This window comes from Nonomuraea sp. NPDC003707 (assembly GCF_053587055.1).
This window is the reverse complement of record NZ_JBSFNK010000001.1, coordinates 35,221-61,158: the sequence shown is the minus strand read 5'-3', so window position 1 is coordinate 61,158 and position 25,938 is coordinate 35,221. Positions and strand designations below refer to the sequence as shown.

Genomic DNA, 25,938 nt, shown 5'->3' with positions numbered 1-25,938 from the left:
ACCCCCACCGACCGAGCGCGCGGGCTGGGCCTCGCACCGTCCGGAGGTTCCGCCCGGCACCTGACGCCGACGTCGGCGACGAAGGCCTGTCAGTGGTGGTGGTCGTGCCGGCCGAGGGTCTGCGCGGGGGTCGCGCCGGGGCGGGTCCACTGCGGCACGGGGCGGCTGGTCGGGCCCCAGACGGCATTCCCGTCCGCGTCCGAGCGCCAGCTCCAGGACGGGCCGCGCCCCTCGGGCCGGCCCTCGGGGTTGTCCTCCCACGCCTCGCCGCGGCCGTAGGGCGTCATGTCGAGCAGGCCCAAGGAACCACTGACCCGCTCGTTGCCACGGCCCGTCGTGGAGTAGGTGAGGAACACGCGGTCGCCGTCGCGCAGGAAGCAGGTGAGGTACCCCATGCTGCCGCCGACCGGCTCCTCCACACCGCGCACCGAGTACCAGGGCTGGGTGTAGCCCATGAACTCGACGTAGGAGGCCACCTCGTCCCATCGGCCCGTGGTCAGGATGGCGAACGAGACGCCGCGGGCGTTGAGGTAGACGGCGTCCTTCAGGTGCCAGGCCGTGGTGGTGCAGCCCTCGCACTGCCCCTGGTGCGGCGCGCCGTCGTACCACATGTGCTTGTAGACCACGAGCTCGTCGCGGCCCTGGAACAGGTCCAGGAACGGGACCGGGCCGTCGGGTCCGACGACCTCGACCGTCCCGTCGAGCTCCACCATCGGCAGCCGGCGGCGAGCCGCGGCTATGGCGTCGCCCTCGCGGGTGTGGGCCTTCTCCCGGACCAGGAGCTCGTCCCGGGCGGCCTGCCAGGTGGCCAGGTCGACGATGGGCGGGCGGCCGGGCAGCGCGGTCGTCATAGTGTCCTCCGTGGTGTCTCATGCTGGGCGCGTCGTAAGACGCCCAACGACGGTCACCGGAACAGACCCGCGACCAGGCCGGAACTCATCGCGGCGAGGGCGCCCTCGGCCGAACCTGGCACCGAGCACGTCGGGCTGACAAGCTCGGTGCCCGGGGAGCGGCGGTGAGTTTCGCCGGTACGCCCCGCCATCGCCACATGGCATCATCGTCACGGCCCCTGGCATGTCGCCACCGTACGGCGATGGCGCAGGCACGGTGAGAAATCCCTGTGGCGGCTGTCATCCGGTTCGGGCTCCCCGGCGAGTAGTGATCGGTGATGGAAGGATTCGCTGAGTATGTGACAGCCCGGTCGGGGCGGCTGCGCCGTACCGCCTATGCGCTCACAGGTGACTGGGGCACGGCCGAGGACCTGGTGCAGACGACGCTGGCCAGGGCCTGGCAGGTGTGGCGGCGCATCGAGGGTGATCCCGACCCGTACGTCTATCGCATCTTGACCAACACGCACGCCTCCTGGTGGCGCAGACGATGGCGCGGCGAAGTGCCCACGGAGTCGCTTCCCGACACGACCGCCCGCGGCGACTTCGCCGGCGAGCTCGGCGAGAAGGACGCGCTCTGGACGGCGATCAGAGGGCTGTCGGACCGTCAGCGCGCGGTCATCGTCCTGCACTACTTCGAGGACCTGACGCTGCCGCAGTGCGCCGACGTGCTCGGCTGCTCGCTGGGCACGGTCAAGACGCAGCTGGGGCGGGCGCTGGCGCGGCTGCGGGTGCAACCGGCGATCGAGCTGATGGAGGTGGAGCAATGAACCATACCGAAGACGACCTGCGCGAGCTGCTCGCCGAGCGCACGGCGTACGGACCCGGAGGGGACGTGGACGTGGCCGAGATCGTACGGAGGGGCAGGCGCGGCAGGCTTGCCCGATGGGGCGCGGGCGCGGCGCTGGCGGGGGCCGCAGCGACCGTGGTGATCTGGACGCTGCCCGGGACGGCGACGACCCCTGCCGCTCCGGTCACCTCGTCGAGCGTGGATTCCGCGGCACCGTCGCGCGTGCCCGATCTGCCGGCCAGTATCGATGGCCTGACCAGGATCGGGGCTGTGCTCACCTCGATGTCCGCGACCGGAATGGACATCAAGGTCAAGCCGGCCAGCCATGCCACCACTGTGGTCGTCACCTGCGCGGACCCGCAGTCGTGGGTGGTCACGGCCGTCGAGGGCAGCCGCGCGGGGCAGGTCAGCCGGTGCCAGGGTGGCATGGCTCGGCACGCCTACGACCGGGGTTCGCTCCCGTCCACATGGTCGGCCGGGCGCCAGTCCATCCGCGTGTGGGTCTTCCCTCCCACCGAACTCATCGGACAGGCGTCACTGGACGGCTGCGCCGTGGTCGACAAGCGGAAGGGAACCTGCGACGGCAGGTACGTGGCTCAGGAGCTGGTCAGGTACGACGTCGCCCTGGAATTGGCCGCCGACCTGGGCGCCAGGCCCGGAACGTGGTCCGCGGGAGTCTATGACGGGAGCTCATCTTCAGGGTGAGGGGCAGCAGGCGGCTGAGCCGGGCCGGCGCGGACGTGGCCCAGGCTCGGCCCAATGACCGACCACCGACCGCCCGGGGGTCACCCCGGGCGGGGCGGGCCTCCAACAGCGCGATTTGATCAACTCGCAGGATCGAAGTCAGCGCGGCACCATGCTCAAGCCCGAGCAGGAGAAAACCCCCGGCGCTGGTCGCGACCGGGGGTTTTCTCATTGTGGTGGACGATACTGGGATTGAACCAGTGACCTCTTCCGTGTCAGGGAAGCGCTCTCCCGCTGAGCTAATCGTCCATATTGAGTTAGAAACTCAGAGCGGAAGACGGGATTCGAACCCGCGACCCTCACCTTGGCAAGGTGATGCTCTACCACTGAGCCACTTCCGCGTGGTGCTGCCTTTACTTTAGCGGATCCCGAGGGGTCCGCCGGTCGCCGAGGTGGAGACGGGATTTGAACCCGTGTAGACGGCTTTGCAGGCCGCTGCCTCGCCTCTCGGCCACTCCACCCTGGAGTCTTGCTCCGAGCGGAAGACGGGATTCGAACCCGCGACCCTCACCTTGGCAAGGTGATGCTCTACCACTGAGCCACTTCCGCGTTAACCCAGGGCGACGTGCGCCGGGCTACGGGAAAACCATATCGTCTTCCTGGAGTGCCCGTGCGCACTGAGTGGCCCGCGGGGCGAAATTCAGCGGATCAGGCGCACGTCCTTGGCCATGACGAACATCACCCGGTGACCGAGCTGGATCTGGTAGTAGCGGGTTTGTCCGGTCGTGGTGACGTGTTTGGCCGGGCTGAAGGCGCCCGCGGCGTAGTAGGAGCCGGTGATCGTGTCGCCCACCGTGTACGTCTGGCCGGGGCCGATCTTGTACTGGAGCGGGGCCAGCGGCTGGTACGACGCCAGCTTGTAGGCGGACTGCTCGGGGAACGCGCGGCCGTACACCCTGGTCCTCGGCCTGAGAGGAGTTACCAGCGGGCCCTTGGCGGGGACGGCGGTGGGGTCGGAGGGCGGGTTGTGGAACCAGGCCTTCTGGCCGAGGTACCAGATGGCCGTCCAGTCGTCCTGCCGGTCCGCCACCGCGAAGCGCTGGCCGGTGGAGGCGCGGGCGCTGTGGTCGTACACGCTGTACGTGCTGGGCTTGCCCGGATGTTTGCCCTGGTCGTTGACCAGGGGGGACGACTCCCGCGGCTCCTGGTGCAGCCAGACCGTGGCGGCGCCGTGCTCCGGGCACGCCTTGTCCGGCTTGACGGCGACGCAGCCGGTGAAGCGGGGCCGGTTGGTGTCGTACGAGGGGCGGATCATGATGGAGTTACCGCTCTGCACCCCCTTGAGCGGCTTGCCCAGCAGGTCGAAGTAGTGGGACCAGTCCCAGTACGGTCCGGGATCCTCGTGCATGCCCGAGACCATCTTCGGGGTGGTGCCTGGGACGTTGTCGTGGCCGAGGATGTGGGCCCGGTTGAGCGGGATGCGGTACTTGCCGGCCAGGTATCTGACCAGCTTGGCCGACGAACGGTACATCGCCTCCGTGTACCAGGTGCCCTTGGCCAGGTAGCCCTCGTGCTCGATTCCTATCGAACGGGTGTTGACGTCCCAGTTGCCCGCGTGCCAGGCGATGTCGTTGGTCGCCACGTGCTGGGCGACATGTCCGTCACGGGAGCGGATCGTGTAGTGCCAGCTCACGTACCTCGGGTTGCGGATCAAGGACGGGATGCCCTGGTAGGAGCCCTCCGTGTCGTGAATGACGATGTAGTCGACGGAACGGGACCGGCTCAGGCGGTCGTGGTTGCCGTAGTCCCGGTTCTTCTTCCTGCCGAAGCGCTCGTAGGCGGCGGGGATCCATTCGCAGGAGAGCGAGCCGGGGCACTCCACCTGCCCGCCGCTTCCGGTCTTCTCCACATTTCCGGGCTCTGTCCAGTTCCCGTCCGGGTCGGTCTGATCGTCCGTCCCGGCTTCCTCCCCGAAGAAGGTGTCGTACTGGTCGTCGTACGGGGGCGGTGGGTCGTTGCCGGTCTGCTCGTTGACCACGGGCGGGGCGGCGGCTGAGTCCTTGGCGGTTGCGGGGTCCTTGGCGGTGGCGGCGACGGGGTGGGGGAGGTTGGGCACGGGTACGAGGCGTACCAGGTGGCCGTCGTCGGTACGCCGCCGCGCGCCCTCCCGCATCACCGAGAACACCTCGTCGGCGAACTCACGTGCCGCGGCCGCGTCCTCCGCGCCCGAGTAGCGGGCGACGGCCGCGTACCAGTCGGCCGGGTTGCCGCTCGGGCGGTCCTGGTACGAGGCCAGGAGGGCGGCGCCGCCCCTGATGTTGGCGGCCGGGTCGGTGCGCAGCCGGGCGGGGTCCGCGCCGATGAGGCGCCCGGCCTCGGGCAGCGTGGCGGGCGGCAGCGCCGCGCTCGGCGCCGACATGGCAGGGGCTTCGGCGAACGTACGGGGCAGCGGGCGGGCGTCGTCCCCCCGGGCGTCACCCAGCGCGTCACCGATCGGCCACGCGTGCCCACCCCCGGTCGATGGGGCGGCGGCGCTCAAAGGGCTGAGCGTGTCGGCGGGGAACGCGTCCACCAGGTGCATCGGCCCGTAGCCGCCCGCCGTGCTCGGCGACCCGCCGTTCGCGTCCCAGCGGGACTCCAGGTACGAGACGCCGAGCAGCACGCTCTCCGGCACCCCGAACTCCCGGGCGGCCGCGGCGAACTCGGCCTGCCGCCCGGAAGGGTTCGCGGGAGGGAGGGCGCCGGTCCGGCGTCCGGGCGCGCCCCAAGAGAAGAGGCCGGGCGGGTGACCTGGGGCAGAGCCGGGTGCGGGCATGTCCGCGGGCGCGGTGAACGTGCCGGCGGTCAGGGCGGCGGCGAGCCAGAGGCGCATGACATCTCCCCCAGGAAGGTCACGATACGACTACTCACCGTAACCTTTCCCAGAAAGGGATGGGTCAGACGGGTCGGATGATACGCATGAGATCCGCCAGATCGGCTGCGAACTCGGCATCCCAGTCATCGGGCGTCAGATGCCCGGCCAAACGGCGGTGGGCGGGCGCGTCGGCGCCGCGGCTGAGCCTGATCTCCCGGGAGGCGTCGGAGAAACGCCCGCTCACCTCGGAGAGCGCGAACCCCATCACGAACGTGCTCACCAGCCGCTCGATCCGGGGGACGTCCGCCTCCGGCACGCCGGCGTCGAGCAGCGCCTGGTAGAGCTGGTCGACCACCTGGACCCCGTCGGGCGTCGCCGAGGTGCGCAGCAGCAGGAGCGGGAAGACCGACGGGTGCTCGCGGGCCAGTCGCCGGGTGGCCCAGGCGATCGCGCCCAGGCGCTCCTGCCAGGTCTGGCCGGGATCGCCGGGCGCGAGCCGGTCGAGCAGGCGGCCGACGAGGCCGTCGAGCAGCTCATCCTTGTTCCGGAAATATCCGTACAAGGCCATGGGTGTTACCCCGACCCGCTCGGCGACGGCCCGCATGGACAGGGCTTCGAGGCCGCGCTCGTCGGCGATGGCGAGGGCCGCGTCGAGGATTTCCGGCTGCCGGGAGGTCTTGAGCTTCCGCACCGCGTCAGTCTACAGTGTAGAGCAGTCTACATCGTAGACTGGGAAGGGGCATGGGCTGATGGCGCGCACGAGCGGGCAGGTGGAGGCGGCCGGGCTGGTCAAGCGGTACGGCGACGTCGCCGCGCTGGACGGCTTCGACCTGCGGGTGGAGCCGGGCGAGATCGTCGGGCTGGTCGGCCACAACGGCGCGGGCAAGACGACGTTCTTCGAGATCGCCGCGGGGTTGGCACGCTCGGACGCCGGGCGTGTCGTGGTGCGGGGCGAGGTGGGGATGGCGCCCCAGCAGCTCGCCCTCTACCCCAGCGTCACCGTACGGGAGACGTTGCGGCTGTTCGGCGGGCTGGCCGGGCTGCGGCGGCGCGCCCTGGCCGGGGCCGTCGAAGCCGTGGCGGAGGAGCTGGCGCTGACCGGGGTGCTCGACCGGCGGGTGAGCGTGCTCTCCGGCGGCCAGCAGCGCCGCGCGCAGGCGGCCACCGCCCTCCTGCCGGACCCGGACGTGCTCCTGCTCGACGAGCCCACGGCGGGCGCCGACCCCGAGACCCGCAGCGCCCTCCTGGCGGCGGTGCGCCGCAGGGCGGACGGCGGCGCGGCGGTCGTCTACTGCACGCACTACCTCCCCGAGCTCACCGAGCTGAAGGCCACGATCGCCGTCGCGCGGAGCGGGCGGGTGATCGCCAGGGGCACGGGCGCCGAGCTGCTCAAGGGGCTGCCTGGCGAGGTCCGCGTCACCCTGGACGACGACGAGATCACGGTCGCGACCACCGACCCCACCGCCACCCTGGCCACCCTGCTGCGCGACCTCGACCGCCCGGTGCGCGGCATCGACATCCGCCAGCCGTCGCTCGACGACCTCTACAAGGATCTCCGAAAGGAGCCCGCGGATGCCGCGTGAGACGTTGCACCGCATCGCCGTCCTGACCGCGCACAACGTGCTCCTGCGCCGGCGCGACCCGGCTCACCTGGTCAGCTACCTGGTCATGCCCATGGTCCTCATGCTCGTCTTCAAGTCGATGCTGCGCGAGCCCGCCCAGGTCGTGACGGGACTGCTGGTCATGTTCTCGGTGCTGTCGATGGCCGACGTGGCCACGGCCAGCCTCGCCGAACGCACCTGGCACACCTGGGACCGCCTCAAGGCCACCAGGGCCCGCGTCCCGGAGATCATGATCGGCAAGGCCCTGCCGGTGTTCGCCGTGCTGGTCCTCCAGCAGGTCGTGCTGCTCGCGTACGGGATGATCGCGGTAGGGCTGCGGCCGGCCGGGACGGCGTGGCCGCCGGCCCTGGGCCTGGCCGTGGCGGCGTGGTGCTTCGCGCTGCTCGGCGTCGGCACGGCCCTGGCCGGGGTGGTGCGCAGCCAGGGGGAGCTGAGCACGCTCTGCAACATCGCGGCGCTGTCGGTCAGCGCGCTGGGCGGTGCGCTGGTGCCGTACGCGATGATGCCCGCCTGGGCGCAGGCCATCGCGCCGATCTCGCCCGGATACTGGGCGACCACCATGCTCCAGGCCGCTGTCAGGGGTGACGTCGCGGGCACGGTCCGTCCCGCGGCCGTCCTCGTCGGGCTCGGTCTCGTCGCCGGAGCCTTCGCCTGGTGGCGCTTCGGCAAGGGCTGGGGCCGCGGCAGCCTGCTCTAGACAGGCGTTCGAGTTAATTCCTGCCCGATTTCGGGCAGGATGTTGAAGTGTCTCGTTCCAGATGCGTAGTGTCCTCGTCTGTGTCCCCGGCACGACATCCCTACGAAGACCTCATCGTCCACCTCACCGAGACGAGCCCGCTGGGCCCGGGTGAGGCGGCGAAGGTGATCGCCGACGTGCTGTCGTACTTCTCCGAGTCCGTCGAGGAGTACGTCCGCCGCCGGCACGCCGAGCTGAAAACGGTCGGCCACACCAACGACGAGATCTTCCCCAGGATCGCCGCCGAATTACGCGGTCGGCGGGTCGCGGCACCGGAGCTGTCCCTGCGGCAGCTGCGCAGGATCGTCTACGGATGAAGAGGAGACCTCGATGTGCGGAATCGTGGCCTATGTCGGCCCACGGGACGCGGCGCCCATCCTGCTGGAGGGCCTGCAGCGTCTGGAGTACCGGGGGTACGACTCGGCCGGGGTCGTGGTGTCCAACCGGGGGCTCAAGCTACGCAAGGTCAAGGGCCGCGTGGCGGACCTGGCCAAGGTCGTGCCGGCCAGGTTCAAGGGCACCCTGGGCATCGGGCACACCCGCTGGGCCACGCACGGCGTGCCGAGTGACGAGAACGCCCATCCCCACCTTTCCTCCGACGAGCGCATCGCGGTCGTGCACAACGGCATCATCGAGAACGCCGGCGAGCTGCGCGCGAAGCTGGAGGCCGACGGCGTGGTGTTCGCCTCCGAGACGGACACCGAGGTGCTCGCGCACCTGATCGCGCGCGCCGCCGACGAGAACGACTCCCTGGAGGAGGCGGTCAGGAAGACGCTCAAGAGCATCGTCGGCACGTACGGCATCGCGGTCATCGACCGCGAACGCCCCGGCGAGGTGGTCGTGGCGCGCAACGGCAGCCCGATCGTGCTGGGCATCGGCGAGAAGGAGATGTTCGCCGCGTCCGACGTGGCCGCGCTCGTCCGCTACACGCGCCAGGTCGTGCACCTGGAGGACGGCGAGCTGGCCGTGCTCAAGGCCGACGGCTTCCACACCTTCGCCAGCGACGCCCGCGAGACCGCCAAGGAGCCGCTGACCGTCGACTGGGACGCCGGCCACTATGACACCGGCGGCTATGAGCACTACCTGCTCAAGGAGATCTCCGAGCAGCCCGAGACGATCACCCGTACGATGAGCGGCCGGCTCGACGAGCGCTTCCACGTGGCCCACCTGGGCGGGCTCAACATGGACGCCCGCGAGACGCGGGGCTTCCGCCGGGTGAAGATCATCGGCTGCGGGTCCGCGTACTACTCGGGGCAGATCGGGGCACAGCTCATCGAGGAGCTGGCCCGCATCCCGTCCGACGCCGAGCCCGCCAGCGAGTTCCGCTACCGCAATCCGGTCGTCGACCCCGACACGCTCTACGTCGCCATCAGCCAGTCGGGCGAGACGTACGACACGCTCGCCGCCGTGCAGGAGCTCAAGCGCAAGGGCGGTCGCGTCATCGGCATCGTCAACGCGGTCGGCAGCGCCATCGCCCGCGAGGTGGACGGCGGCATCTACCTGCACGCGGGTCCCGAGGTCTCGGTGGCCTCGACCAAGGCGTTCACCTCGACGTCGCTGGCGTTCGCGCTGCTCGCGCTGCACCTGGGCCGGGTGCGCGACCTGTCGCCCGCCGACGGGCGGCGCATCGTCGACGGCCTGCGCAGGCTGCCGGGGCAGATCGAGGAGATCCTCACCCAGAGCGACAAGATCGCTGAGCTGGCGCAGAAGTACGCCAAGCACCCGAGCATGATGTTCGTGGGCCGCGTGCGCGGCTACCCGGTGGCCAGGGAGGGTGCGCAGAAGCTCAAGGAGATCTCGTACGTGCACGCCGAGGCGTATCCGGCCAGCGAGCTCAAGCACGGGCCGCTCGCGCTGATCGGCCCCGACATGCCGACGGTCGCCATCGTCCCCGACGACGAGCTGCTCGACAAGAACCTCACCACGCTGGGCGAGATCCGCGCGCGCGGCGGGCAGGTGCTCATGGTCGGTCACCGCGAGCCCGACGTCAAGCTGGCCGACGACGTGATCGTGATCCCCAAGAACGAGATCGAGCTGGACCCGATCCTGCTCACGATCCCGCTTCAGCTGCTCGCGTACTATGCCGCGGTGGCGCTCGGCCGGGATGTGGACAAGCCTCGCAATCTCGCCAAGAGCGTCACGGTTGAATAAACAGGCTAATTTGGCCTCAAACCTCGTTATCTTGCTGCGGACGACATAAATTCGATACGTGCGGCAGTTCGACGCTGAGAGGCCCAATCTCGCACGCATGTACGATTACATGCTCGGCGGGAAGGACAACTTCGCGGTCGACCGCCAGGCCATCGAGCAGCTCGCCGAGCTGATCCCGGAGGCGGTCCCGCTGGCCCGCGCAAACCGGGCCTTCCTCCAGCGTGCCGTGCGCTACGTGGCCGCCGCCGGGGTACGGCAGTTCCTCGACCTCGGCAGCGGGCTGCCGACCCAGGGCAGCGCGCACGAGGTGGCGCCCGAGGCCCGGGTCGTCTACGTCGATCGCGATCCGGTCGTCGCAGCACACGCCACGGCCCTGCTCGGACACTCGGGCAGGGCCGCGCTCGTCGAGGCGGACCTCCTGGATCCCGACGCGGTGCTGGCGGGGGCGGGCGGGTTCCTGGACCTGCGCCGGCCGGTCGGGGTGCTGCTCGTGTCGATCCTGCACTTCCTGCCGGATTCGGCGCGGCCGCGGCAGGCTCTGGCGACCCTGCGCGAGCGGCTGGCGCCGGGCAGCTACCTGGTGATCACCCACGCCACCTCGATGGGCCGCCTGGAGGACGGGCAGCGCTACCGGGGCGCCTCCTCGGACGATCCGAGCGGCGGCACCGACCGCACGCCCGCCGAGATCCGCGCCTTCTTCGGCGACTTCCCGCTGGAGCCGCCGGGCCTGGTACAGGCCGTCGACTGGCGTCCCGACCGGCCCAAGCTGGTGGGGGACTGGTCGCTGCCGTCGTCCCTGATGGCAGGGGTCGGCAAAAAGTCACTATGAGAGATATGTGTATCTCTGTGTATTGTGTCGATAACTTAGAGTGAGCGATGACTCGCGATGCTCGGGGGAGAGGCACATGCGCCGTCGGCGGTTCTTCGCATGGGGGCTGGGCCTGGCCGCGTGCGCGGCCGGCTGCGGGACGGAGCGCTTCACCGGGAGCGCGGCGGGCCTGCGCGCCCGATACTCGATCGGCCCTCAGGGGCGCCGCTGGGAGCGTGTCGGGCAGGCGTTCGCCGACGCGGCCCGGGCGGCCGGATACGAGACCGGCGCGGGCATCAGGATCATGGTGAGCGGGCTGCCCGCGCTGGCCGCCGCCGAGCTGAACAACGCCCAGACCCTCCTCGACACGGCGACCCCCCTGTCCAGGCTCACCGGTGAGGTCGAGGTCGTGGTCGTGCCCGTCCACTCGCCGTTCGGGGACTTCGAGGCGTTCGGCGCCCACCTGCTCGCCAGTCCGGGCCAGACGCAGCTGGCGGGCGGGCCCCAGGGGGAGCCCGACCACCTGCTGTTCGGCCTGATCGCCAGGGGGCTCGGCGCCGACACCCGCCAGCTCGACTACACCGGCTACCCCAGCAGTCAGGAGGCCGTCACCGCGCTGCTGTCCGGCAAGGCCGCGGCGGCCGCGGGCCCGCTGGCCGACTGGCGCGCGAGCATCAAGGCCGGCCAGGTCAAGGCGCTCGCGGTGTCCTCGGCCAGGCAGGTGCCCGGCCTCGACGCGCCGACGCTGCTGGAGTCCGGCGTACGGGTCGACTTCGTGGACTGGGCGGCGGCCTTCGGGCCCGAGCGCATGACGGACGAGAGCCGCGAATCGGCCATCCGCATGTGCGAGGACGTGACCGGCACGGCCGACTGGGAGGCGGCCTGCCGGTCCGCGGGCTGGATCTCGATCCCGCTCAGCGGCGCCGACTTCAAGCAGTGGCTGGGCTCCGAGGTCGAGCGCACCCGCGCCGTCCTGCGGGATCTCGGTCTGCTCGGCACCACCAAGGCCACAACATGCTGGGGTAGTTGCGGGAACGGCCACTAGATGTAGGATCCTGCTCGTCGCTGGTTCGCCTCTCCGGAGGCGGAGCAAAAGGGAACCCGGTGTGATTCCGGGGCTGCCCCGCAGCGGTGAGCGGGAACGACCGCCGTCAGGTGCACTGGAGCGATCTGGGAAGCGACGGCCAGTAGGAGCGATGCGCGCGCCCGCGAGCCCGAAGACCTGCCAGCGGCGTGCCCGGGCCGCCCGCCCGGCACGAAGTGACCATGGCCTCGCGGGAGGGCCGGGGAGCGAAACGGCCGGGGGATGATCCGTGCCGCCGTGCTCTCGCGCGCCCTCACGGGGGACGAGCTCGCGAGGAGAGAGCACGTGACGCAGATCATCGAGGTCGATCGCCGTCTGGCCATCGAGGAGGCCGCCGCCCGGGTCATCACCGACCCAGCCAACTCCCGGGTCGCCGCCCGGCTCCTGGCCGAGGAGATCGCCGACGAGGCCGCCGCGCACGGGGTGCGGACGTTCTCCGAGTCCATCGCCGCCACCCACGCGGCCGGGCTGATCCAGGACGGGCTGGCGGAGTTCGTCGCCGCGCACGCCGCCGAGCTGGACGCGCTGGTCTCCGTGGAGGCGGACGACCGGTTCGAGTATTTCGGGTTGCGCACCGTCTATGACCGCTACCTGCTGCGCCACCCCGAGACGCGGGCGGTGCTGGAGCGCCCGCAGCACTTCTTCCTCCGCGTGGCCTGCGGGCTGTCGGAGTCGGTGGCGGAGGCCGCCGAGCTCTACGCGCTCATGTCCACGCTGTCGTACCTGCCCAGCTCGCCCACGCTGTTCAACTCGGGCGCGCGCCGCCCGCAGCTGTCGTCGTGCTTCCTGCTCGACTCGCCGCGCGACGAGCTGGAGGCGATCTACGACCGGTACGGGCAGGTGGCGCGGCTGTCGAAGTACGCCGGAGGCATCGGCATCGCCTGGACCCGGGTGCGCTCGCGCGGCTCCCTGATCCGGGGCACCAACGGCCACTCCAACGGCATCGTCCCGTGGCTGCGCACGCTCGACTCGTCCGTCGCGGCCGTCAACCAGGGCGGGCGGCGCAAGGGCGCGGCCTGCGTCTACCTGGAGACCTGGCACGCCGACATCGAGGAGTTCCTGGAGCTGCGCGACAACACCGGCGAGGACGCCCGCCGCACCCACAACCTGAACCTGGCGAACTGGGTGCCCGACGAGTTCATGCGCCGGGTGGAGGCGGACGAGGTCTGGTCGCTGTTCGACCCGAAGGAGGTGCCCGACCTCACCGATCTGTACGGTGACGCGTTCACGCGGGCGTATCGCGCGTACGAGGCCGCCGGGCGACATGTCCGGCAGATCCCGGCCAGGACCCTGTACGGCCGGATGATGCGCACGCTCGCCCAGACCGGGAACGGCTGGATGACCTTCAAGGACGCCGCCAACCGCACCTCCAACCAGACCGGCCGCCCCGGGAACGTCATCCACCTGTCGAACCTGTGCACCGAGATCCTGGAGGTCACCAGCGACGCCGAGACCGCGGTCTGCAACCTCGGCTCGATCAACCTGGCCGCCCACCTCCTGACCGGTGACCTGGCCGGTGACCTGGACTGGGACCTGGACTGGGACCGGCTGCGCGGCACCGTGCGAACGGCCGTGCGCTTCCTGGACCGGACCATCGACCTGGGCTTCTACCCGACGCCCGAGGCCGAGGCGGCGAACAGACGCTGGCGGCCCATCGGGCTCGGCGTCATGGGCCTGGCCGACGTGTTCTTCACGCTGCGGCTGCCGTTCGACTCGCCCGAGGCGCTGGAGCTGTCCACCAGGATCGCCGAGGAGATCGCGCTGGCCGCGTACGACACCTCGGCCGACCTGGCGGCCGAGCGCGGCCGGCACCCGTCGTACGCCGAGACGCGGGCGGCCGGGGGAGTGCTGCACCCGGACCACTACGTCACGAGCACGCCGCGCTGGGACGCCGTGCGGGAGAAGGTCGCCCGCACCGGCCTGCGCAACTCGCTCATGATCGCCATCGCGCCCACCGCCACGATCGCCTCCATCGCCGGCTGCTACGAGTGCATCGAGCCGCAGGTGTCCAACGTGTTCAAGCGCGAAACGCTGTCGGGCGAGTTCCTGCAGGTCAACCGGTATCTGGTGGCCGATCTGCAGGCGCGCGGGCTGTGGACGCAGCAGCTGCGGGACGACATCAAGCGGGCCGACGGCTCGGTCCAGACGGTCCCCGGCATCCCCGACGACCTCAAGGTGCTCTACCGCACCGCCTGGGAGCTGCCGCAGAAGGCGCTGATCGACCTGGCCGCCGCGCGCCAGCCGTACATCGACCAGTCCCAGTCCCTGAACCTCTTCATGGCCAGCCCGACCATCGGCAAGCTCTCGTCGATGTACGCCTACGCCTGGAAGCGGGGCCTGAAGACCACGTACTACCTGCGCTCCCGGCCCGCCACCCGCATCGCCCAGACCACCGTCCAGGCGGCACCGGCGGCCTCTGCAGAAGCGATCGCCTGCTCCCTTGAGAACCCCGAGACCTGCGAAGCCTGCCAGTAAGGAGACTGTTGTGCTGCTCGACCCAGGTATGGACCTCACGCTGCGGCCCATGCGCTACCCGGACTTCTACGAGCGCTACCGCGCGGCCATTCGCAACACGTGGACCGTCGAGGAGGTGGACCTCCACACCGACCTCGCCGACCTGGCCAGGATGACGCCGCAGGAGCGGCACCTGATCAACCGGCTGGTCGCGTTCTTCGCCACCGGCGACTCCATCGTGGCCAACAACCTCGTGCTCAACCTCTACCAGCACGTCAACGCCCCTGAGGCACGCCTTTATCTCAGCAGGCAGCTGTTCGAGGAGGCCGTGCACGTCCAGTTCTATCTGACGCTGCTGGACACGTACCTGCCGGATCCCGCCGAAAGGGTGAAGGCCTTCGCCGCGATCGACCACATCCCCTCGATCCGCGACAAGGCGGAATTCTGCTTCAAGTGGATCGACTCGATCAACGAGCTGCAGCGCCTGGAGACGCGGGACGACCGCCGGCGCTTCCTGCTCAACCTCATCTGCTTCGCCGCCTGCATCGAGGGCCTGTTCTTCTACGGGGCCTTCGCGTACGTCTACTGGTTCCGCTCCCGGGGCCTGCTCGGCGGCCTGGCCACCGGGACGAACTGGGTCTTCCGCGACGAGTCCATGCACATGGAGTTCGCCTTCAGCGTGGTGGAGACTGTGCGGGCCGAGGAGCCAGACCTTTTCGACGATGAGCTGGGCAAACAGGTTACTCTCATGGTGGAGGAGGCCGTGGCCGCCGAGCTGGCCTTCGCCGAGGACCTCTGCGGGGACGGCATGCCCGGCATGGGGGTCGCACAGATGCGCCAATACCTGGAATACGTCGCCGACCAGCGGCTGGCCAGGCTGGGCCTGCCCACGAGGTACGGCTCGGCCAACCCCTTCGCGTTCATGGAGCTGCAGGACGTGCAGGAGCTGGCCAACTTCTTCGAACGGCGTGTCTCTGCGTATCAAGTGGCAGTTGAGGGCAATGTGACCTTTGACGAGTCTTTCTAGACATAGGGGGCATAGGCGTGCAGTCTCCAGCAGGCTGGCCGATTCTCGTGATCTCGGTGATCGGCTCGATCCTCCTGGTTGAGCTGGTCCGGAGGGTGCTGAACAGGGTCGGACGCAAATGGGCGTTCCCCCGGCACCTGGTGGAGCACTGCACGTGGTCCGCCTTCACCGTGGCGGTCGTGGCGGCCTTCAACCTGGCATTCGCGCCGGACATGTTCGGCACGAGCGCGGACGCGAAGGCCGTCGCGGCGACCGTCAACCGGGTGCTCGGCCTGGCCACCATCGCCGCCGTCACCTGGCTGATCGTGCAGGCCACGTACGCGCTGACGGACGTGGTGCTCGACCGGCTGGTGCTGGTCGAAGGGGAGCGCAACCGCCGGGCGCGGCGGATCATGACGCAGATCGGGCTGGTCCGCCGCATCGCCGCCGCGGTCATCATCGTGATCGCGATCGGCGCGATGCTCTTCTCGTTCCCGCAGGTCCGCGCGCTCGGCGCGGGCATCCTGGCCTCGGCGGGCATCGCCGGCGCCATCGTCGGCATCGCCGCCCAGCCCACCATCGGCAACGCCCTCGCCGGCCTCCAACTGGCCTTCAGCGACGCGCTCCGGCTCGACGACGTGGTCGTCGTGGAGAACGAATGGGGCCGGATCGAGGAGCTGACGCTCACCTACGTCGTCGTGCGCCTGTGGGACGAGCGCCGCCTGGTCCTGCCGGTGTCGTACTTCACCCAGAACCCGTTCGAGAACTGGACCCGGCACGGCAGCCGCGTCCTCGCCGTCGTGTTCCTGCGCGTGGACTGGTCGGTGCCGGTGCCCAAACTCCGGGAGGCGCTGTACGAGTTCCTGCAGGGCAACCCGCTGTGGGACCAGAAGGACTGGACGCTCCAGGTCACCGACGTGCTGCCGAACGGCCTGGTGGAACTGCGCGCCCTGATGAGCGCCGCGGACTCGCCGTCCTCGTGGGACCTCAAGTGCGACGTACGTGAGTTCCTGGTCAATCACGTCAGGGACAACTACCCCGAGTCCCTGCCCCACTTCCGCGTGGAAACCCCGGAATCGCGCGCGCAGAAATAAATGTGTGGCACCGCCGCCGATCACTCCTTTACCGTGGACATTGTCCAGCCGCACGAAAGAAAGGCAGCGAAATGAGCTACCCCCGACTGTGGCAAGGGCTTTCCGGATAACCGAGCCGATTATCGGAAAGCCGTCTCGGAGTGCACCGGGGCGGCTTATTTGTTGACGACCGAGTGTGGGGCAGTTTGGTCAGCCCGCCTGCCTTGGGAGCAGGAGCACCGCAGGTTCGAATCCTGCCACTCGGACAGCGGCCCTGAAAGAAGAGGGCCGCGGGCCACGGCCTGACCGGCGGGAATGGCGCCCCCCGGCCGGACCCGGCCCCCGCCCCGGGCCGGCCCACGCCAGCCAAGCCCGGGGCCCAACCGGCAAGGCCGGCGTAGGCCGGTTCAAGCGCTTGTGGCGGAACTTCGGTAGACGCGCTGGACCCAGGATCCAGTGCTCCGCAAGGAGCGTGGGGGTTCGACTCCCCCCGAGCGCACGCACGACCCAGGAGGCGGGGGTTCAGGGTCCGTCAGCGAGCCCGGTGGCGATCGGGACCTGCGGATTATGGGTCAGCCTTTCGTCAAGGGAAGGAGAATCGTCGCCGGCAACCGGGGCGTGCATCGATGGTCAGGCCGGGGTTCCGCTGCCCTTGCAGCCTTTGTCGATCCGGCCCGTCTCGAAGTACTTCACCACGTCGGCGGCGCACTCGGGCACTCGAGCGGCCGAGACGTGTACGTCGTCGGCGACGGTGTAGACGGTGCCGCCGATGGCGCGCCGACTCTGCAGCGTCCAGTCGTAGACGGACATGAACTCATGCAGGTGCCCGGCCAGCACCAGTGACCCGCCGTCCCGCTTCAGCGTGGGCTGCTGCACGGGCAGCGGCCATCCCTGGCACATGGCGCCTCCCAGTCCCCAGGACCGGCCGGTCGCCGGATGGCGCTTGACGAGCTGCTGGTAGGCGCGCCAGGCGGTGGTGAAGTCGGGCCGGCTACGGTCCTCGTTGCACTTGACCGCCCAGTTCATGGTCAGGTTCAGCGTTTCCGGTGCGCCGGGCAGGGGCGTCCCCATCATCTGGCCGCCGCCGAGCATCTCCTTGACGGCGGGCGGGGCGGTGGTGCCGGTCGCCGTCCGCAGTTCAGCCAGTGCCTTGCCCGCGCGTGCCCACTCGGTCGAGACGCGTTTGGCCAGGTCGGCGACAGCCGAGCCGTCAATGGGCCGCGGCAGGTCGGCGTAGGTTTTGGGGCCGTTGTCGTAGTCGCGGACCAGCTTCGCCACCCGCTCGCGCACCTGCCGGGGGGTTGCGCCGAGACCGTAGGTCTCATGGCGGTGGGCCAGCCAGGTGGCCAGGCGCCCGAAGTTCCGCTCGGCCGCCTGCGCGCTGCCCTCGGTGTGCTTCATGAGATCGGTCCACGGCGGCGCGGTACTGTCCAGGAAGGCCCGCCCGGTGCGCTCGGGGAACAGGCTGCGGTACACCATGCCCAAAGAGGTGCCCCAGGACAGGCCGAGCAGGTTGAGTTCGCGCTCACCCAGGGCGACCCGCACCAGGTCCAGGTCCTTGGCCACGTTGTCGGTGGTGAGCCGGCCGAGGAAGGCGGGGTCGGAGCGTCCGCACTTGTGGTTGGCGGCGACCTGGGCGTCGTAGCCCTTCCTGGCCGCCTCCTTGGTCACCGCGCCCGGCTGCTGCGGGCCTCCGGGCCAGGTGGGGCAGGCGACCTTGGTGCTGTAGCCCACCCCTCGCGGGTCGAAGCCGATGATGTCGTATCGCCCGTTGACCGCTGCCGTCTCCTTGTTGAGCGCGGCCCGCAAGATCGGGTCCAGATAGCCGCTCTGGCCAGGTCCTCCCGGCAGGACGGCGAGGGCGCCGAGCCGGTGCGCCTCGTCGGTGGCGGCCAGCCGCGTCACCGCGATGTCGATCGTCCGCCCGGCGGGGTCGCGGTGATCGAGCGGGACGCTGACCGTCCCGCACCGCAGGCGCTTCAACTGGGTGCGGAAGGCCGGAAGCCGCTCCTGCGCCACGCGCAGGCTCCGGACCACCTCATCGGAGTAGGACGGGCAGGATTTCCACTGAACGGACGACACATCGGAGTTCGTCATGGCGCTCGCGGCGGCAGGTTCGGCGGCGGTAGCGGGTGCGGAGAGGCTCAATGCCAGCACCGCGCCTGCCAGCCCGGCGATGCCGCTCGTTCTCTCACGGCTCATTGTCATGGTCTTCTCTTTCGGGGTTCTCAAGGGCGATCACATCCACCGGCCGGCACCGATCGGCGGACCGTACGCGTCCCCATGCGAGCGTTGCGATACTGCCCGGACGCGTGTGCTCTGGGCACATGCGAGGTCGCGCCGTATGACGTGGTGCCCCGTCGGCCCGCCGTGGAGGGCTTCGGTTACTGGCCGGGGCAGAGCACGGCTTCCGCGGCCTCTTTGATGGCGTCACCGACGGCCATGGCCTTCTCGTTATCGATCTTCAGGGTGGCGGCCACCGCGAACTGGATCCGGCCGTCGGTCGAGGAGAAGGTGACGGAGTTGATTCCGGGCATGCCGCCCGATGCCGAAGCGACTGTTCCGCCGCACAGTTCGGGGAACGGCCGTGGCAGCTGTCGTTGCAGGTCCGACGGCACCAATTTGCCCTGGTTGAGCGCGCGGTAGAAGGCGCTGACGTCGTGCGCGGTGGAGATCGCTCCTTCGGCGCCGATGGTGGCGTTGAGCCGGTCGACGTCGCGTGGTACGCCCTTGGCGTCGGGGTAGTAGCCGTGTCCGTGCGGGCCCTTGATCTGGTCGGAGATCTTGGTGGCCAGATAGGTGTGCCTCATACCGAGCGGGGCGAACAGGCGCCGCTTGAACTCGGCGGCCCGGTCATGGCCGGTCACCTTCTCGATGATCATGCCGAGGAGGACGTAGTTGGTAGTGGAGTAGCGATACTGTCCCGGCTCGCCCTGGCGGGGGACGGTACGTGCGGCCTTGACCAGGTCGATCGGCTTGTAGGCGGTGGTGAAGTCGAAGACGTCGAACTTCCCGCTTTCCATGAAGTCGGGGATGCCGGAGGTGTGGCGGATCAGCTGCTGCACGGTGATCTCGCCGGCCCGGTCCACATAGTCGTGTTCGGCCACCTCGGGCAGGACGTCGCTGAGCTTGTCGTCCAGGCTGAGCTTGCCTTCCCCGACCAGTTGCAGGATGATCGCGGCCTCCATGAGCTTGGTCTGGGACGCGATGCGGTAACGGGAGTTCGGGGGGATACGCCCGCCCTTGCCGTCGAACAGGCGTGATCCCGCCGTCCCCTGGCCCATTCGTTTGCCGTCGATGTACACCTCGCCGATGGCGCCCACCACACCGGCGGTCTTCGCCACGTTCGTCATCGCCTGCTGGACGTCTCCCAGCTTGACCTCGTCGGCGGCGGTTGCGGGTGCTTGGAGACTCAACGCCAGCATGGCGGATGCCAGCCCGGTCAGGCCGGCCGTTCGTGAACGGCTCACTTCTTGTGATCCTCTCTCTGTGGGACTTTGAGGGTGATCACATCTATCGGGCGGCGCTTATCGGCGGGCGATCGGCGGACCATATGTGGTCCATATGCGGGTGTTGCGATACTGCCCGGATGCGTGTGCTCCTGGTCGAAGACGAGCAGCCCCTGGCCGGGTACATCGAAGCGGGGCTGCGCAAGCACGGTTTCATCGTCGACGTCGCGCTGGACGGCCAGAGCGCGCTGGACAAGTGCGAGCTCACGCCGTACGAGGTGGTGGTCCTGGACCGGGACCTGCCGGTCGTGCACGGCGACGCGGTGTGCCGCCGGCTCGCCCACAGGGGCGAGTCGCGGGTGCTGATGCTGACCGCGTCCGACGCGGTAGAGGACCGGGTCGGCGGGCTGATGCTGGGCGCGGACGACTACCTGGGCAAGCCGTTCGCGTTCTCCGAGCTGGTCGCCCGCGTGCACGCCCTGGTGCGGCGCAGCGCCCCGGCCCGCCCGCCTGTGCTGCGCGCCGGCGATGTGGCGCTGGATCCGGCCCGGCGCAGCGCCGAGCGGGACGGGCGGCTGCTGCGGCTGACGCCCAAGGAGTTCGGCGTGCTGGAGCAACTGCTCGCCGCCGGTGGAGACGTGGTCAGCGCGGAGACGCTGCTGGAGATGGTGTGGGACGAGCACGCGGACCCGTTCACCAACGCGGTCCGGATCACCGTGGGCACGCTGCGCCGCAAGCTCGGCGACCCGCCGGTGATCGAGACCGTCATCGGCGCCGGCTACCGGATCGGCGCCTGAGAATGGCCCGGCTGACCGCCCGGGCCCGGCTGACCGCCCGGGCCCGGCTGGCCCTGCTGCAGACCGCCCTGGTGCTGGCCGCCGGGGCCGCGCTGACCGGGCTGACGTACCTGCTGATGCGGCGCCGCGTGTTCTTCACCCAGCTGGACCCGACCGGCACCTCTCCGCCGGGTATGACGGCGCGGGACGGGGCGCGCGCTCTTGCCGACCGGGTGCAGGCCGACACCTTGTCCGCGCTGATGCCCCAGGCCGCTCTGGCGCTCGTCGTGGTGACCGCCCTGGCCGCCGTCCTGAGCTGGCTGGTGGCCGGGCGGGTGTTGCGGCCGATCCGCGTGATCTCCTCTGCCGCCCGGCGGCTGTCGGCCGAGAACCTCACTGAACGGGTCCCGGTCACCACCCCCGCCGACGAGCTGTCGGCGCTGGCGGGCACGGTCAACGACATGCTGGACCGCATCCAGCGCGGCATCGCCGAGCGCGACCGGATACTCGACAGCCAGCGGCTGTTCACCGCCAACGCCGCCCACGAACTGCGCACTCCGCTGGCCACCGCCCGCACCGCGATCGACGTCACCCTGGACGGACACCCCAGCCGCGCTGAGCTGCTCGCGATGGCCGGCGACGCCCGCGACGCCGTCGAGCACATGCAGCGTGTCCTGGACGGCCTGCTGCTGCTGGCCCGCAGCCAGGCCGGGCTCGCAGCGCGGCACCCGGCCGACCTGGCCGACATCGCGGCCGCCGCCCTCGACGCCGCCCGGGCACGGGGCGCAGCCGCCGACCTCGCCGTCCGCCCCAGGCTCCGGCCGGCACCGGTCACCGGCGAACCTGTCCTGCTGGAACGCATGATCGGCAACCTGGTCGACAACGCAATCCGCTACAACCGGACGGGCGGGCACCTGAGCGTCGACACCGGCACGGCAGGCGGACGCGCCGTTCTGCGGATCTCCAACACCGGCCGGAAGATCCCGCCCGGCGAGGCGCAGACGCTGCTGGAGCCGTTCGTGCACGGGCAAGGCACCCGCGTCCGCACCGACGGCCTGGGGCTGGGACTGTCGATCGTCCACGCGATCACCCTCGCCCACCGAGGACGCATCGCAGTTACCGCCCGCACCGACGGCGGCCTCGACATCACCATCGACCTCCCGCAGTGATGAATTCGATCGCGCCGCGACCTGTCCTCGGGCGGCGGGGGCGCCCACCGCCCGAGTCCGCTCAGCGCTCGAACACGGAGATGTCCAGCGCTTGCGGCAGATACCTCACCTCGCTGTACACGGACCGCTTCTTCCCGCCGATGCGCGTCCAGCCCATGTGGATGCCGTAGGCCGTGTTACCGCGGAACCACGGGCCGCCGCTGTCGCCGCCCTTGGTGTAGTGCTTGTCCATGGCGACCATGTCGCACAGACGGTCCACGCATATGTTGATCCGGTACACCTTCGGGCTGCCCTTGTAGCCGGTGCTCCGGCCGAAGTTGGAGACGGCCAGGCCCTGCACGGACCAGCGGGTGTCGTCGACGTACCGGGTCTTGCTGTGGTTCCAGTAGAACGTCCGCGCCGCGGTGTAGCTGCCGCGGGAGTACCAGGCCATGTCACCGTGGCCGCCCTCGTGGCGACGCTGACGGGTGATGGTGTTGAAGCTGGACGTGCCGTGGTTGAGGTATTGCACCGTGGAGCTGCCGGCGCAGTGGGCGGCCGTGGCGACCCCGCGTACGCTGCCCTGTTTGACGGTGAACGCCGTGGTGCAGATCTTGTCGTCGTCGTCCAGGTATCCGCCGCCGCGGATGTACGCCTCGGGTACGAGTTCCAGCTGGTCGACGACCTTGACCTCGACCTTGACGGCGGAGTTCGCGGCCTGCACGGGCTGCAACCGAGCTCGGAAACGCTCCTTGGCCGCCGGGTCGGTGAGCGGCTCTTTCGGCTGGGTCTCGATGGTCACGACACCCGTCTCGATGTCGTACTCGCCCGCGCTGGTGGCGACGTCGGGCCGGTCGAGGATGCTGTAGTGAGTGGTCTTGAGCGTCTGCCTCAGCTCCTCCTCGGAGTAGGCGCGGCCGCCGATGACCCGCACAGGGACAGGCACGGTCCTGGTCAGGTCGGCCATTGCCGCCGGAGCCTCGCCCTTGAACGCGATCCACGCGCTTCGGCCGTCCTCGGCGATCACCGCTCCGGCGTACGTGTCCGGGTAGGAGTCCCTCGCCTGGTTGGCTGCCGCGGCGAAGTCGTCCTGCCAGCCATAGAGGGCTGTGGCTTCCTCGAGCGTGATGCCTTCCTCGGCCGCTGTCTGCCGGATGTCCTCCAGTTCGGAAACCGCGGGGTCTTCGATGGCGGTCTCCTCCTCGGGGTCCGGTGTGTCACCGTATGCGACCGCGGGGACGGTGGAGATCGCGATGGCGGCCGCGACGGCGACCCCGAGTAACTTCCTGAGCACGTACCGGTCCTTTCATTGCGTGGATGATTCCAGTTCGGCATGGACGTGCGGCCCGGTAAGGATGTTCGGGCGGTCGCATGCCGTGCCGCGACAGGCGTTCAAGCGGATTCGCGGATGACCAGCTCGGTGGGGAGGATGAGCGGGGTGGGCTCCTCGCCGCGGATCAGGGCGAGCAGCATGCGGGTCATCTCGCGGCCGAGGGCCTTGATGGGCTGGCGCACCGTGGTCAGGGCGGGATGGGTGTGCCGGGCGGTCACCACGTCGTCGAACCCCACGACCGCGATCTCGTCGGGCACGGCCCGGCCGTGCTCCTTCAGCACGCCGAGCGCGCCCGCGGCCATCTCGTCGGAGGCGATCAGCACGGCGTCGAGGTCCGGGTGCTCTTTCAGGAGGTGAGCCATGGCAGCGGCTCCGCTCGCCTCGGTGAAGTCGCCGTGCGCGACCCGCTCGTCTCCGAGTCCGGCCAGCGCCAGCGCGTCGCGGAAGCCCAGGTAGCGGGAGACGCCGACGTGCATGTCGAGCGACCCGGTGATGGTCGCGATCCGGGTGCGGCCGGTGGAGATCAGGTATTCGGCCGCCTGGCGAGCGCCGTCGCGGTTGTCGGCGTCCACGTACCAGTCGTTGGACCCGCCGAGGGAGCGTCCGCCGTAGACCACGGGGACGCCGCCCTGGGCGGCCACCTTCGCCAGGGGGTCGTTCTCCCGCAGGGCCAGCAGCATGACACCGTCGGCCCTGCGTGACTGCAGGACACGGGCCAGCCGGTTGCGGCCGCGCTCGGAGGCGGCCAGGATCAGCAGCAGCTCAAGGTCGGTTTCCTCCAGGACGGCGTTCACCCCGACGATGACCTCGGCGAAGAAGGGGTTGGTGAACAGGGCCTGGTCGTCGCTGGAGACCGCCAGCACGACCGCGCCACTGCGCTGGGTGGCCAGCGAGCGGGCGGCGACGTTGGGCACGTAGCCCAGATCCTTGATGGCTCGTTCCACGGCCTGCCGAGCGGCCCGGCTGACATGCGGGGCGTTGTTGATCACCCGGGACACCGTGCCCCTGGACACTCCCGCCCGCCTGGCCACCTCGTCCAGCGTCGGCTGCCGATCCGTCATTTTTAGGAGCGCTCCCAAGTGTGTACCTGCTGGTCATGCGGAGCGTACCAGGCTTCCAGTCTGTGAGCGCTCCCAATTTTGATCAGGGCCTGGTGAGCGGGCTGAACGGCCCGTCGGCCACACGTTCCACCACGTCGTCCACGATCTGGTCGATCGTACCGAGCACGTCGTCCGCGAGGGGCACCCCGGACGCCGCCGCACTGTCGCGCACCTGCTCGGGCCGTGAGCCGCCGACGATCGCGGCCGAGACCCCGGGGCCGCGCAGCACCCAGGCGATCGCCAGTTGCGCCATGGTCAGCCCGAGGTCCGCCGCGATCGGGCGGAGCCGCTCCACCCGCGTCAGGACGTCGTCGGTGAGCAGGCGGCCCACGAACTCCCTGCGCGCCTCGGCGGGCGGCGCCTGGCCGGGGGAGTAGCGCCCGGCCAGCACGCCCTGGGCCATCGGCTGGTAGACGAGCTGGCCGACACCCTCCTTGGCGCACAGCGGGAGGATCTCCGGTTCGATGACCCTGCGGAGCAGGTTGTACTGCGGCTGGTTGGACACGATCCGGTCCAGGCCCAGGTCGTCGGCGATCCGCAGCGCGTCGGCGATCTGCTCCGCCGTCCAGTCGGAGACGCCGACGTACAGGACCTTGCCGCTTCGCACCAGGTCGTCGAAGGCCCGCAGGGTCTCCTCCAGAGGGGTGGCGTAGTCGTAGCGGTGCGCCTGGTAGAGATCCACGTAGTCGGTGCCGAGGCGGCGCAGGGAGCCGTCGATCGAGCGCATGATGTGCTTGCGGGACAGGCCGCGGTCGTTGGGGCCGGTGCCGGTCGGCCAGTAGATCTTGGTGAGGATCTCCACCGAATCGCGGCGGACGCCCCGCAGCGCCTGGCCGAGCGCCTCCTCGGCGCGGGTCTCGGCATAGGCGTCGGCGGTGTCGAACGTGGTGATCCCGGCGTCGAGGGCGGCGTGCACGCAGGGTTCGACGGTGTCCTCGGTCAGCCAGTTGCCGTAGGCGATCTCGCTGACCATGAGCCCGCTGCGCCCCAGATGGCGAAATTTCATGAAGTCTCCCTTATCGCGAGGTGTGGGGTGAGGACGAGGACGGATCGGCTCGGCGTCCCGCCGTCGATCAGCATGAGCAGCAGGCGGACCATCTCCCGCCCCATGTCCTCGACCGGCTGATGGACCGAGGTGAGCCCGGCCTGCTCGGCGAACGGCGAGTCGTCGAAGCCCACGACGGCCACATCGGCGCGGCCTGCCTCGCGCAGCACCCGCAGCGAGCCCAGGGCCATCAGGTCGGAGGCGGCGAACACCGCGTCAAGGTCGGGCCTGCGGGCCAGCAGCTCCCGCGTGGCTTCGGCGCCGCTCTGCTCGCTGAAGTCCCCGCCCGCCACGAGATCGGGATTCTCCTCGAGCCCGGAGGCGATCAGGCCGTCGCGGTAGCCTCCCAGCCGGTGGACGCTGACGAGCATGTCCATGGGCCCCGTGATGGTCGCGATCCGGTGCCGCCCCCGCTCGATCAGGTGCCGTACCGCCAGGTACGCTCCGGCCTGGTTGTCCACGTCCACGACATGGGCGGCGAGAGCGGGATCGAGCGGCCTGCCACCCACCACCGCCGGGACGCCGAGCTCCCCCAGGCGGGCAGGGAGTGGATCCTCGTGATGCAGCGAGAGCAGCAGGACCCCGTCCACGTGGCCGCCCCCGAGATAGGCCTCCAAGGCCGGCCGCTCGCTGCCCGACCGGGCCATGGTGATCAGCAACTGCTTGCCGGACGTCGTGAGCTGCGCCGCGATGCCGCGTACCGCTCCCGCGAAGAACGGGTCGCTGAACACCCGCTCGGGAGACTCGGAGATGACCAGCGCGACCGTGTCGGTGCGCCGGGTGACCAGCGAACGCGCGGCCCGGTTGGGGGTGTAGCGCAACTCCTCGATGGCCTTCTGCACGGCGAGCCTGGTCTTCGGGCCCACCTTGGAGGAGCCGTTGACCACGCGGGAGACCGTGCTCCGGCCGACCCCCGCGCGTGTGGCCACCTGCTCGAT

General features: G+C 70.1%; 22 protein-coding genes, 6 tRNA genes and 1 riboswitch. Of the genes, 15 read left to right on the top strand and 13 right to left on the bottom strand.

The genetic code is table 11. The annotated features are described in order from the left end of the window. Window positions 1-89: 89 nt before the first annotated feature. Window positions 90-851 carry a DUF899 domain-containing protein gene (locus ACWDRB_RS00290; protein ID WP_449891243.1) on the bottom strand — a complete coding sequence of 254 codons (762 nt, stop codon included), beginning with the start codon at window positions 849-851 and terminating at the stop codon, window positions 90-92. A gap of 317 nt (window positions 852-1,168) precedes the next feature. Here ACWDRB_RS00290 and ACWDRB_RS00285 point away from each other — a divergent pair, with 317 nt between their 5' ends. Together ACWDRB_RS00285 and ACWDRB_RS00280 are read left to right on the top strand one after the other, a co-directional pair. Continuing rightward, a complete protein-coding gene (locus ACWDRB_RS00285) occupies window positions 1,169-1,657 on the top strand; it encodes a SigE family RNA polymerase sigma factor (RefSeq protein ID WP_449891242.1) in 489 nt (162 codons plus the stop codon). Beyond that, the gene (locus ACWDRB_RS00280; protein ID WP_449891241.1) at window positions 1,654-2,382 is read left to right on the top strand and encodes a hypothetical protein; all 729 of its coding nucleotides are present in this window, start codon (window positions 1,654-1,656) and stop codon (window positions 2,380-2,382) included. Before ACWDRB_RS00285 ends, ACWDRB_RS00280 begins: the two co-directional genes overlap by 4 nt. Window positions 2,383-2,595: 213 nt before the next feature. Here ACWDRB_RS00280 and ACWDRB_RS00275 read toward each other — a convergent pair. The 6 genes from ACWDRB_RS00275 to ACWDRB_RS00250 form a co-directional block, all read right to left on the bottom strand. Continuing rightward, window positions 2,596-2,670, bottom strand: a tRNA-Val gene (locus ACWDRB_RS00275). A gap of 20 nt (window positions 2,671-2,690) precedes the next feature. Next, window positions 2,691-2,762, bottom strand: a tRNA-Gly gene (locus ACWDRB_RS00270). Between the two features lie 49 nt (window positions 2,763-2,811). Then, window positions 2,812-2,882: transfer RNA gene (locus ACWDRB_RS00265), tRNA-Cys, on the bottom strand. A 16-nt stretch (window positions 2,883-2,898) separates the two neighbouring features. After that, window positions 2,899-2,970 (bottom strand) — tRNA-Gly (locus tag ACWDRB_RS00260). Between the two features lie 91 nt (window positions 2,971-3,061). Beyond that, complete coding sequence (locus ACWDRB_RS00255) at window positions 3,062-5,233, bottom strand: N-acetylmuramoyl-L-alanine amidase (RefSeq protein WP_449891240.1); 2,172 nt, start codon at window positions 5,231-5,233, stop codon at window positions 3,062-3,064. A 64-nt stretch (window positions 5,234-5,297) separates the two neighbouring features. Next, the gene (locus ACWDRB_RS00250) at window positions 5,298-5,906 is read right to left on the bottom strand and encodes a TetR/AcrR family transcriptional regulator (protein WP_449891239.1); all 609 of its coding nucleotides are present in this window, start codon (window positions 5,904-5,906) and stop codon (window positions 5,298-5,300) included. 58 nt (window positions 5,907-5,964) lie between these two features. Here ACWDRB_RS00250 and ACWDRB_RS00245 point away from each other — a divergent pair, with 58 nt between their 5' ends. The 11 genes from ACWDRB_RS00245 (at window position 5,965) to ACWDRB_RS00195 (ending at window position 16,648) form a co-directional block, all read left to right on the top strand. Beyond that, window positions 5,965-6,798, top strand: coding sequence for an ATP-binding cassette domain-containing protein (locus ACWDRB_RS00245; protein ID WP_449891238.1), 834 nt, complete (start codon window positions 5,965-5,967; stop codon window positions 6,796-6,798). Then, window positions 6,788-7,534, top strand: coding sequence for an ABC transporter permease (locus tag ACWDRB_RS00240; RefSeq protein WP_449891237.1), 747 nt, complete (start codon window positions 6,788-6,790; stop codon window positions 7,532-7,534). The genes ACWDRB_RS00245 and ACWDRB_RS00240 overlap by 11 nt, the downstream gene beginning before the upstream one ends. Window positions 7,535-7,614: 80 nt before the next feature. Further along, window positions 7,615-7,890 (top strand): hypothetical protein, encoded by a 276-nt coding sequence (locus ACWDRB_RS00235; protein ID WP_394491059.1) that lies wholly within the window; start codon window positions 7,615-7,617, stop codon window positions 7,888-7,890. 13 nt (window positions 7,891-7,903) lie between these two features. Beyond that, a complete protein-coding gene (glmS, locus tag ACWDRB_RS00230) occupies window positions 7,904-9,724 on the top strand; it encodes a glutamine--fructose-6-phosphate transaminase (isomerizing) (protein WP_350722052.1) in 1,821 nt (606 codons plus the stop codon). Between the two features lie 58 nt (window positions 9,725-9,782). Next, a complete protein-coding gene (locus ACWDRB_RS00225; RefSeq protein ID WP_449891236.1) occupies window positions 9,783-10,553 on the top strand; it encodes an SAM-dependent methyltransferase in 771 nt (256 codons plus the stop codon). Between the two features lie 76 nt (window positions 10,554-10,629). Continuing rightward, complete coding sequence (locus ACWDRB_RS00220; RefSeq protein WP_449891235.1) at window positions 10,630-11,577, top strand: tripartite tricarboxylate transporter substrate-binding protein; 948 nt, start codon at window positions 10,630-10,632, stop codon at window positions 11,575-11,577. A 4-nt stretch (window positions 11,578-11,581) separates the two neighbouring features. Beyond that, a riboswitch (cobalamin riboswitch) is annotated at window positions 11,582-11,776 on the top strand. A gap of 125 nt (window positions 11,777-11,901) precedes the next feature. Beyond that, on the top strand, window positions 11,902-14,091 hold the full coding sequence (locus ACWDRB_RS00215) for a ribonucleoside-diphosphate reductase subunit alpha (RefSeq protein WP_449891234.1): 2,190 nt from the start codon (window positions 11,902-11,904) through the stop codon (window positions 14,089-14,091). A gap of 10 nt (window positions 14,092-14,101) precedes the next feature. Next, entirely contained in the window at window positions 14,102-15,097 is a 996-nt protein-coding gene (locus ACWDRB_RS00210; protein WP_449891233.1) for a ribonucleotide-diphosphate reductase subunit beta, read from the top strand. Window positions 15,098-15,114: 17 nt separating this feature from the next. Further along, window positions 15,115-16,170 carry a mechanosensitive ion channel family protein gene (locus ACWDRB_RS00205; RefSeq protein ID WP_449891232.1) on the top strand — a complete coding sequence of 352 codons (1,056 nt, stop codon included), beginning with the start codon at window positions 15,115-15,117 and terminating at the stop codon, window positions 16,168-16,170. Between the two features lie 169 nt (window positions 16,171-16,339). Then, a tRNA-Pro gene (locus tag ACWDRB_RS00200) sits at window positions 16,340-16,415 on the top strand. A 145-nt stretch (window positions 16,416-16,560) separates the two neighbouring features. Continuing rightward, window positions 16,561-16,648, top strand: a tRNA-Leu gene (locus ACWDRB_RS00195). A gap of 131 nt (window positions 16,649-16,779) precedes the next feature. Here the strand turns inward: ACWDRB_RS00195 and ACWDRB_RS00190 are convergent. Both ACWDRB_RS00190 and ACWDRB_RS00185 read right to left on the bottom strand, forming a co-directional pair. Next, window positions 16,780-18,351, bottom strand: coding sequence for an alpha/beta fold hydrolase (locus ACWDRB_RS00190; protein ID WP_449891231.1), 1,572 nt, complete (start codon window positions 18,349-18,351; stop codon window positions 16,780-16,782). Between the two features lie 182 nt (window positions 18,352-18,533). Continuing rightward, window positions 18,534-19,619 carry a serine hydrolase domain-containing protein gene (locus ACWDRB_RS00185; RefSeq protein ID WP_449891230.1) on the bottom strand — a complete coding sequence of 362 codons (1,086 nt, stop codon included), beginning with the start codon at window positions 19,617-19,619 and terminating at the stop codon, window positions 18,534-18,536. 119 nt (window positions 19,620-19,738) lie between these two features. Between ACWDRB_RS00185 and ACWDRB_RS00180 the strand changes: the two genes are divergently transcribed. Continuing rightward, complete coding sequence (locus tag ACWDRB_RS00180) at window positions 19,739-20,395, top strand: response regulator transcription factor (RefSeq protein WP_449891229.1); 657 nt, start codon at window positions 19,739-19,741, stop codon at window positions 20,393-20,395. A 2-nt stretch (window positions 20,396-20,397) separates the two neighbouring features. After that, the gene (locus ACWDRB_RS00175; protein WP_449891228.1) at window positions 20,398-21,543 is read left to right on the top strand and encodes a sensor histidine kinase; all 1,146 of its coding nucleotides are present in this window, start codon (window positions 20,398-20,400) and stop codon (window positions 21,541-21,543) included. Between the two features lie 61 nt (window positions 21,544-21,604). Here ACWDRB_RS00175 and ACWDRB_RS00170 read toward each other — a convergent pair whose 3' ends face one another. From ACWDRB_RS00170 to ACWDRB_RS00155, 4 genes are all read right to left on the bottom strand, one after another. After that, entirely contained in the window at window positions 21,605-22,816 is a 1,212-nt protein-coding gene (locus ACWDRB_RS00170; RefSeq protein ID WP_449891227.1) for a hypothetical protein, read from the bottom strand. 98 nt (window positions 22,817-22,914) lie between these two features. Next, window positions 22,915-23,916 carry a LacI family DNA-binding transcriptional regulator gene (locus ACWDRB_RS00165; RefSeq protein WP_449891226.1) on the bottom strand — a complete coding sequence of 334 codons (1,002 nt, stop codon included), beginning with the start codon at window positions 23,914-23,916 and terminating at the stop codon, window positions 22,915-22,917. Between the two features lie 82 nt (window positions 23,917-23,998). After that, the gene (locus ACWDRB_RS00160; protein WP_350722032.1) at window positions 23,999-24,961 is read right to left on the bottom strand and encodes an aldo/keto reductase family protein; all 963 of its coding nucleotides are present in this window, start codon (window positions 24,959-24,961) and stop codon (window positions 23,999-24,001) included. Next, complete coding sequence (locus ACWDRB_RS00155; RefSeq protein ID WP_449891225.1) at window positions 24,958-25,929, bottom strand: LacI family DNA-binding transcriptional regulator; 972 nt, start codon at window positions 25,927-25,929, stop codon at window positions 24,958-24,960. Before ACWDRB_RS00155 ends, ACWDRB_RS00160 begins: the two co-directional genes overlap by 4 nt. Window positions 25,930-25,938 lie beyond the last annotated feature (9 nt).

What these genes read in the sequence shown, in the direction of transcription:
- ACWDRB_RS00290 (WP_449891243.1), bottom strand. Translation starts at nt 851, where the DNA reads ATGACGACCGCGCTGCCCGGCCGCCCGCCCATCGTCGACCTGGCCACC.
- ACWDRB_RS00285 (WP_449891242.1), top strand. Translation starts at nt 1,169, where the DNA reads ATGGAAGGATTCGCTGAGTATGTGACAGCCCGGTCGGGGCGGCTGCGC.
- ACWDRB_RS00280 (WP_449891241.1), top strand. Translation starts at nt 1,654, where the DNA reads ATGAACCATACCGAAGACGACCTGCGCGAGCTGCTCGCCGAGCGCACG.
- ACWDRB_RS00255 (WP_449891240.1), bottom strand. Translation starts at nt 5,233, where the DNA reads ATGCGCCTCTGGCTCGCCGCCGCCCTGACCGCCGGCACGTTCACCGCG.
- ACWDRB_RS00245 (WP_449891238.1), top strand. Translation starts at nt 5,965, where the DNA reads ATGGCGCGCACGAGCGGGCAGGTGGAGGCGGCCGGGCTGGTCAAGCGG.
- ACWDRB_RS00240 (WP_449891237.1), top strand. Translation starts at nt 6,788, where the DNA reads ATGCCGCGTGAGACGTTGCACCGCATCGCCGTCCTGACCGCGCACAAC.
- glmS (WP_350722052.1), top strand. Translation starts at nt 7,904, where the DNA reads ATGTGCGGAATCGTGGCCTATGTCGGCCCACGGGACGCGGCGCCCATC.
- ACWDRB_RS00220 (WP_449891235.1), top strand. Translation starts at nt 10,630, where the DNA reads ATGCGCCGTCGGCGGTTCTTCGCATGGGGGCTGGGCCTGGCCGCGTGC.
- ACWDRB_RS00190 (WP_449891231.1), bottom strand. Translation starts at nt 18,351, where the DNA reads ATGAGCCGTGAGAGAACGAGCGGCATCGCCGGGCTGGCAGGCGCGGTG.
- ACWDRB_RS00180 (WP_449891229.1), top strand. Translation starts at nt 19,739, where the DNA reads ATGCGTGTGCTCCTGGTCGAAGACGAGCAGCCCCTGGCCGGGTACATC.
- ACWDRB_RS00175 (WP_449891228.1), top strand. Translation starts at nt 20,398, where the DNA reads ATGGCCCGGCTGACCGCCCGGGCCCGGCTGACCGCCCGGGCCCGGCTG.
- ACWDRB_RS00165 (WP_449891226.1), bottom strand. Translation starts at nt 23,916, where the DNA reads ATGACGGATCGGCAGCCGACGCTGGACGAGGTGGCCAGGCGGGCGGGA.
- ACWDRB_RS00160 (WP_350722032.1), bottom strand. Translation starts at nt 24,961, where the DNA reads ATGAAATTTCGCCATCTGGGGCGCAGCGGGCTCATGGTCAGCGAGATC.